Annotated in this window: 6 protein-coding genes and 1 pseudogene; 6 read left to right on the top strand and 1 reads right to left on the bottom strand. The window is 36.8% G+C overall.

All coding sequences use genetic code 11. The annotated features are described in order from the left end of the window. Positions 1-436: 436 nt before the first annotated feature. The 6 genes from CSC79_RS00035 to CSC79_RS00010 all read left to right on the top strand — a co-directional run bounded on the left by CSC79_RS00035 (position 437) and on the right by CSC79_RS00010 (position 6,680). A complete protein-coding gene (locus CSC79_RS00035; protein ID WP_099292709.1) occupies positions 437-1,546 on the top strand; it encodes an arginase family protein in 1,110 nt (369 codons plus the stop codon). Between the two features lie 120 nt (positions 1,547-1,666). Beyond that, complete coding sequence (locus tag CSC79_RS00030) at positions 1,667-2,359, top strand: transporter substrate-binding domain-containing protein (RefSeq protein ID WP_099292707.1); 693 nt, start codon at positions 1,667-1,669, stop codon at positions 2,357-2,359. Between the two features lie 112 nt (positions 2,360-2,471). After that, entirely contained in the window at positions 2,472-3,758 is a 1,287-nt protein-coding gene (locus CSC79_RS00025) for a hemolysin family protein (RefSeq protein ID WP_099292705.1), read from the top strand. A gap of 322 nt (positions 3,759-4,080) precedes the next feature. After that, positions 4,081-4,413 (top strand): hypothetical protein, encoded by a 333-nt coding sequence (locus CSC79_RS00020; protein WP_099292703.1) that lies wholly within the window; start codon positions 4,081-4,083, stop codon positions 4,411-4,413. An 87-nt stretch (positions 4,414-4,500) separates the two neighbouring features. Next, positions 4,501-5,760 (top strand): AAA family ATPase, encoded by a 1,260-nt coding sequence (locus tag CSC79_RS00015; protein WP_180270360.1) that lies wholly within the window; start codon positions 4,501-4,503, stop codon positions 5,758-5,760. Beyond that, positions 5,760-6,680: a DUF4435 domain-containing protein gene (locus CSC79_RS00010; protein WP_099292699.1), complete on the top strand. Its 921-nt coding sequence runs from the start codon at positions 5,760-5,762 to the stop codon at positions 6,678-6,680. The genes CSC79_RS00015 and CSC79_RS00010 overlap by 1 nt, the downstream gene beginning before the upstream one ends. Positions 6,681-6,714: 34 nt before the next feature. Here CSC79_RS00010 and CSC79_RS00005 read toward each other — a convergent pair. Beyond that, positions 6,715-6,822 (bottom strand): annotated as a pseudogene (locus tag CSC79_RS00005) (IS110 family transposase); the annotation flags it as partial. Positions 6,823-6,952: the final 130 nt, after the last annotated feature.

Genomic DNA, 6,952 nt, shown 5'->3' with positions numbered 1-6,952 from the left:
AGGCTACAAACCTCGCGCCGCGATTAAATCGCCGCTAGCTTGAACAAATGTTAATCCTCAAAGATAAACAGGCCCTAGACGCCTTTAAAACTTTTTACACGTGAAATCTTTTTTAAAATCAGCCTATATCTACTTTTATTCATTCTCTATGAATATTCAATCACCTAGAAATATGACTGCGATAGTACAAAGGTTGACTTGTCTAAACAGACACTATATCACTCACCTAATGTACTTTATTTGAATTTATGCGTTGCATGGTAATAATGTTTAAGTGATTGGTATTAAATATAATTTTGATATTTCACGGTATAATAATGCGATTAGTTTAACAACATTAAACAGCAGAAATCCGTGATATTAAAATTTTATTAAACTTATTTGCAACAACGCTTTTTTGCATAACTAAGCAAAATTACACAATTAAGGAATCGAAATGAGCACACAATGGCAAACATTCAAAAGTAAAGTTGAACACTGTTTATGCCCTCCTGGCGATGGTGTTTTTACGGTTAATACAGCCAAAGAACGTAAAGCTGCGTTACGTAATAAGCTTTATGGTCAAGAAGATAACGTTGAGCCATTATGGCGTGACTCTTTAGATACACTTGCTGATAGCCCACACAAAGCAGTTATGCTTGGCATTAGCTCTGACTGTGGTGGTGGTATTTTACGCGGAGCAAATTGGGGACCATTGTTTTTACGTTCAACCTTGATTGACCAACAACCACAGGCTAAATCATTTGATTTAGGTGATGTACGCGTCATTCCTCATTTACTACACGATAAATATTTAAATGAAGCGACCATCAGTAATTGCCAAAAGGCGTTGTATGATAATCCTAACAGTGATTACTATGTTAGCCCTTTATCTATAACAGAAGATGTGTGTGATAGCTTTTATGCCACGTTTACAGATAAAGGTATTTTTGGCATTGGTGGCGATCACTCAATTAGTTATCCTTTAACTAAAGCGTACTTAAAGGCAAAACGTGAGCAAGGTAAACGTACTGCTATCATTCATTTTGATGCGCATACGGACTTACTTGTTGAGCGTTTAGGCATTGATTTGTGTTTTGGTTCGTGGTGTACGCATATTTTAGAGTTTTTACCTGCGCCAAAGAACTTGGTTCAGTTTGGTATTCGCTCAAGCGGTAAACCTAAAGAGCACTGGGAGTCAACGTTTGGAATTAAGCAACACTGGGCTCACGAAATTATTGAGCGTGGAGCACACGATGTTGCTCAGGAAGTAATAGCACAACTCAAAGCAGATAATGTTGATGAGCTTTATGTAAGCTTTGATATTGATGCATTGGATGAAGAGTTTGCATCTGCTACTGGCACACCTGAAGGTAATGGGTTAACGCCACAACATGCACTTGATATATTGTCTGCGCTTGCAGACGAGTTCCCAATTACAGGCGCTGATATGATGGAAATTGCACCATTCACTGACAGTTCTTTAGTGGGTCAATCAAGCTCAGAAACAACGCTGAGAGAAGGCGCTAAAATCTCAGCATTTTTAATTAATGCAATGAACCGCTAATTTATATAGATCAAAACAGGCTTTATAGCCTGTTTTCTATTCACTTATCAGTTAATTGACGCTATATTTAATTAATCATCTACAAATAACGATGAAATAATTAAGCATAGTGGGGTAGTAGTGAATAAATGGATCTATTTATTATGTGTTTTTTTTAGTTCACTGTGTTTTGCTAAGCTAACGGTAGTAACTGAAAATTTCCCACCAGCGCAATACCTTGACCACAATAACCAGTTAACCGGGCATGTGTACGAAAGAGTTCGTAAAGTGCTCGATAACTCCTCGCTTGACTACAACATTACAGTTCACAGCTGGAGCACCGCTTACAACACTGCGATTCGCGATCCGCAAACCTGCATATTTTCTATTTCACGCTCCAAACGCCGAGAAGACAAGCTCGTTTGGATTGCTAAACTGTCAGACTTAAACACTTATCTTTATTCATTAAACTCTAAAGCTATTACGCTAGATAATTTAGAACAAGCAAAGCAATACCGTATTGCTGTTCTCAAAGACAATTACAGCCATCATTACTTGTTATCACAGGGCTTTGAAGTGGGCAAAAATCTCTTGTTGATCGATAGTTTTGACAATATTTTTAACATTATCCGTAGCCGAAAGAACAGCATTGACTTAGTTATCCTGCCAGAACAACGTGTAGAATACGAGCACAGTAGAAGCGGCATAAAAGATGACTTAAAAGCGGTACTAAAGCTTCAAGTTACGCAACCTGCACTTTATTTCGCTTGCCACAAACAGCTCGATGCTGCCACTAAAGAAGAATTAACCCGCGTCTTTTCAGAATCTAATTAAATAACTGTTTTTTAGTGATTTTTTATAATATGAAATTGTATTGCTCTGTGCTCAAAAGAGCCTATAATTCAGCTGCTTTTATTAATGAAAGTATATTTTATTGAGGTAATAAATGGGTGATTTAATCGGGATTGGTTTGTTGATCTTGATCAGTGCGTTGTTTGCTATGTCAGAAATTGCAATAGCAGCGTCACGCAAAATAAAATTAAGGGTTATGGCCGATGAAGGAAATGCTAACGCAGCAGCGGTATTAAAACTGCAAGAGCAACCAGGTGCCTTTTTTGCCATGATTCAAATTGCACTCAATGCGATTGCAATTCTTGGCGGAATAGTAGGTGAACAAGCGTTATCTCCTTATGTTGAACGTGTTTTAGTCATGGTTTACCAAGGCCCATTGTTAGCTCAAATTAGCTTTATTATTTCGTTTTTTACGATCACTTCTTTGTTCATTTTATTTGCGGACTTAATGCCAAAACGCCTCGCGATGATAATGCCAGAGGCCGTTGCAGTTAGGCTTGTTACACTCATGCGCTGGGTTACATTTGCGTTGACACCGCTGGTAATGTTTTTCAATGGACTGACAAACGTTATTTTAAAGCTGTTTAAGGTGCCTGCAGAGCGTGAAGATATTGTTACCACTGAAGATATAGTAGCAATGATGGATGCCGGTGCTGAATATGGCAGTTTACAACAACAAGAGTATAACTTAATTGGTAATGTGTTTGATCTTGAAGCGCGTTTTTTATCCAGTGTAATGACACCACGCGATCAAATAGTTTATTTTGATATTGAAGAGGCCAGTGCAGACATTGCCAGCAAGATAATTGATCACCCGCATAATCACTTTTTAGTGTGCAACGGTAATTTAGATAAATTAATAGGGTCTGTAGAGTCTAAAGATATACTGCGCCAAGTACTCAAAGGCGAAGCGGCGCATATCAACGACGAACTATTAGAAAAAGAGACTTTTTATTTGCCAGAAACACTGAGCCTGTCTGAAGCATTAAACGCATTTAAAGGTGCTGCAAAACCATTTGCAGTCGTAGTGAATGAGTATGCACTGGTGGTTGGTATTGTGACCGTTAAAGACTTAATGAAAGGGTTTATGGGCGATTTAATAACTCACACAGGTGATGAGTTAATTATTGCGCGTGACGAAAGCTCGTGGTTGGTAGATGGCTTAACTCCTGTGGTTGAGTTGGCTAAAGTACTTGAAATTGATGAGTTTCCAGAACAAATGCACTATGAAACCGTTGCTGGTTTTCTAATTTACTCAATGAAGCGCATTCCAAAACGAGCAGAGTTTATTAACTTCGCTGGCTTTAAATTTGAAGTAGTGGACGTAGAGGGTATAAGAGTAGAGCAATTACTGGTCTCAAAAACACCTTCAGTGATATAAATTAAGGTGTAGTAGATTACACCTGTCTTACAGTTTGGGTGAAAAGGCTAGGGCCTCATTTGGCAGGCAGCTTTGAGTGATACCGGACACTGAAAAAGTTAAATTTATTCTTACTTCTTTGAGTAGAGCCTAACTTTGTCCAATAACATTATTAACCGCCGTTTTGGTGCATAATAACGAGTTTTGAATTCATGCTATTTTAATTACTTGTTTATAAAAGTAATTATTGGTGAAATTATCAGGCTATGTAATATACGCCGTTTTGGTGTGTTATAAACCACCAAAATGGTGTTCAATAAGTTGTTAGTTGCCTAGGGGTAGCATGTACGAAAATAGTCGAGCCCAAATAACAGATATGATCGCGTTATTGGAAGATGAAAAATCAGATTGGTGGATAAAGCACTTCAAGAGAGCCTTATCTGCATTTGATTCTTGTGAATACTTAAACTGTGCCAACATTATAATGTCTGGTAGTGGCGGTATGGGCAGTTTAAATGACTTAGTTTTAGGTCAAACTACCAATGCTAAAGGTGAGTTCTGTTGGAAACCTGATGCAGATGAATTAAATAAAAAATATATGCATTTACTAGGCGAGCTTTATTCATTCTCTAAGTCGGTGCAAAAGGCAACTAACAAGCCAATCAAGCGGGACTAAAAACAGTTTGCTGTTTTCGTTCCTCAACATTTTAGCAAACAATTTTTAGCCCTTATTGGGGCGTTATATTTACTAAGGAGTAGGAGTTTGATTAGAGTCAACTCAATTGAGATACATGGATTTAAATCTAGTACAAGAATTGCAAGGGCAGAGTTTTCTCATGAAAGCGTTTCTGTTATCTATGGTCCAAATGGTTGCGGTAAAACGACCTTTTTAAAGATATTGCATGGCGTTTTGTCACAAGATGACGCTCCCCTTATCCAAAATTCAGTTTCAAAAGTGACTCTGGTAGCAGAAGAAACAGGAGTACCTAAAGAGCTAGCAGTATGGCGAGACGAGAATGGGGACTATGTATGGGACGAAATCCTTGATTCGATTATTTCAGATACATCTTCTTTATCGTTAGGGGTAGACAGAGGGATTACTAACCAATCTTTTAAAGCAGATCCTGGTTTTATTATGGATTTCTTTAGAAGCCCTAGAAGACGCTCTTATCTTTCAAGGGATATTTCGCTTGGTCAATTTAGTGAGGAGTTATCACTATATTTCCGCCAATCTCAACGTATTAGCAGAAACAGACTCAATAGTATTAATTATGATAAACGCCATTTGTACCTACAAAATATAAAAATAGATAACGTAGAAGAATTACTTATCGAAAGATACAGAATTGCACGAATGATGGCGAGTAGAAAAATACAGAGTGCTTTATTTGACACTTTATCTATAGCGATAAGCCTTGATGAAAGACCTCAGGAGAAGCAAGTCCTCCCTGACGATTTTGAAATTAGGCTAAGAGATAATAATGCTAGAATTCGAGAGGCGTTAGATGATGGTTCTGAAAATCAATTTAAAGACACTGTTATTGAAATTTTAGATTCCGTAGCTGTTGGAGATGGAGTTGAAAAAATTGCAAATCATCCAATTTTAAGTCAACTTTTCTTAAATATAATTGAAGAACTTGAGATGGAAAAACTAATTTTAAGTTCTATTAATTTACTTGTTGAGACTTTTAACAATTATTTAATTGAAGACAAAAAATTGGTTGTAACTAGTAGAGAAGCTTTTGTCGAAGTAAATGGTGATACACATACCGTGAATGAACTTTCTAGTGGGGAACGTCATATTTTAACATTCTTGTCATTAGTTTTATTCGAAGGCGAATCTAGAAATTTCTTATTGATTGATGAACCTGAGATTTCATTGAATATCACATGGCAGAGAGAATTAATGGGATTATTTAGAAGTCTAGTACCTAATACTCAAATCATCGTTGCCTCTCATAGCCCCGCGTTAGTAAAAGATAATCAGGGTTACCTTACCCAGTTGGTTGTGGGGAATAAGTAATGCAAGGAATGCAGTATGATATTGATGAAATCGTAACCCAATCAATTATGACTAATTTACCCTCTGTTTTAGTCGAAGGTGTCGATGATATAGGGGTATATGACAAGATCCTTAATTCGGATAGCAAGATTTCTGAAATTATAGCTATTGAAACTATTGAAGGGTATACAAAAGGGTGTGAGTCAGTTATCAATGCAACTAATTATCTAGAAAGTAAAAATAATGGTCATTATAACTATGTAGATTACTTGGTTGGAATTATTGATAAAGACGTCAGAGACTATCGAAATGAGCTACCTGAAAACTCTCTTATACTTCCATTGACAGCTTACTCAATAGAGAGTCACTTTGTTAATTCAGATGTCCTTGATTATCTGTTGAGAAGCTGTACAAAAGGTAATTCGGAGCTATTTACAGAAAACCTTAATAACAAGTTAATGGGAGAAATTATAGAAAGCATGGAGCTTTTGTACATAGCGTCACTCGATGCTTTGAAAGGAGCCTTGAAGTCTGATTACACTAGTGATTTTGGTTATTGCCAAGGGTACGGGAGGTTAAAAGATCATAACCTTGCAAGTAAACTGTATGCAAAAAAAGACGACTTGGAAGAGTTTGCTGTTCAATTATCCTTGTCGAGTAATCTCGAAACTTTAAAGAAAATTTGTAAAGGTAAGTGGTTGCTTAGTGTTTTTTGTGAAGAGCTTGAAAAATCAATAAAAAGTCTACCTGATGAATGTGGAACAGACCCTGTTAGCAGTTGTCAAATGTGTATTAGCCAGGCTGAAAATAGTTGCCTTTATAGACTAATGGAAGGTTTTACTCATAAAAGCATGAGATCTATTGCGCAAAGAGTAACAACTACGTCAGAGCTTCAATATATACGTGAAAGAGTAAATACGATGTATTCTTTAGTCGCGTAAATATAACAAGTGACTATGGTGTCAAATCCTAATTTTAAACCATTTTAGGATCCCACATGACACCATCTCTCACCATAGAATTTATGATCACTACAAGCTTTCGTATACAGGCAATGATGGCTACTTTTTTAGGCTTTCCTGCCAGAGAAGCTTTCGTATACAGGAAAATAACAAAGACACCCATCATAAAGTTTGTATTTCGCCAATTTTTTACTAACGTTTAATTAGTATGAAAATTGAACAGGGTGAAATATGGCTACTGCAAGAAAACG

The organism is Pseudoalteromonas sp. 3D05 (genome assembly GCF_002723455.1).
In the GTDB taxonomy this organism is placed as follows: Bacteria; Pseudomonadota; Gammaproteobacteria; order Enterobacterales; family Alteromonadaceae; genus Pseudoalteromonas.
This window is presented reverse-complemented; position numbering and strand designations above follow the sequence as displayed.

Excerpts from the sequence above, each read along its gene's own strand:
- CSC79_RS00035 (WP_099292709.1), top strand. The coding sequence starts at position 437 with ATGAGCACACAATGGCAAACATTCAAAAGTAAAGTTGAACACTGTTTA.
- CSC79_RS00025 (WP_099292705.1), top strand. The coding sequence starts at position 2,472 with ATGGGTGATTTAATCGGGATTGGTTTGTTGATCTTGATCAGTGCGTTG.
- CSC79_RS00020 (WP_099292703.1), top strand. The coding sequence starts at position 4,081 with ATGTACGAAAATAGTCGAGCCCAAATAACAGATATGATCGCGTTATTG.
- CSC79_RS00010 (WP_099292699.1), top strand. The coding sequence starts at position 5,760 with ATGCAAGGAATGCAGTATGATATTGATGAAATCGTAACCCAATCAATT.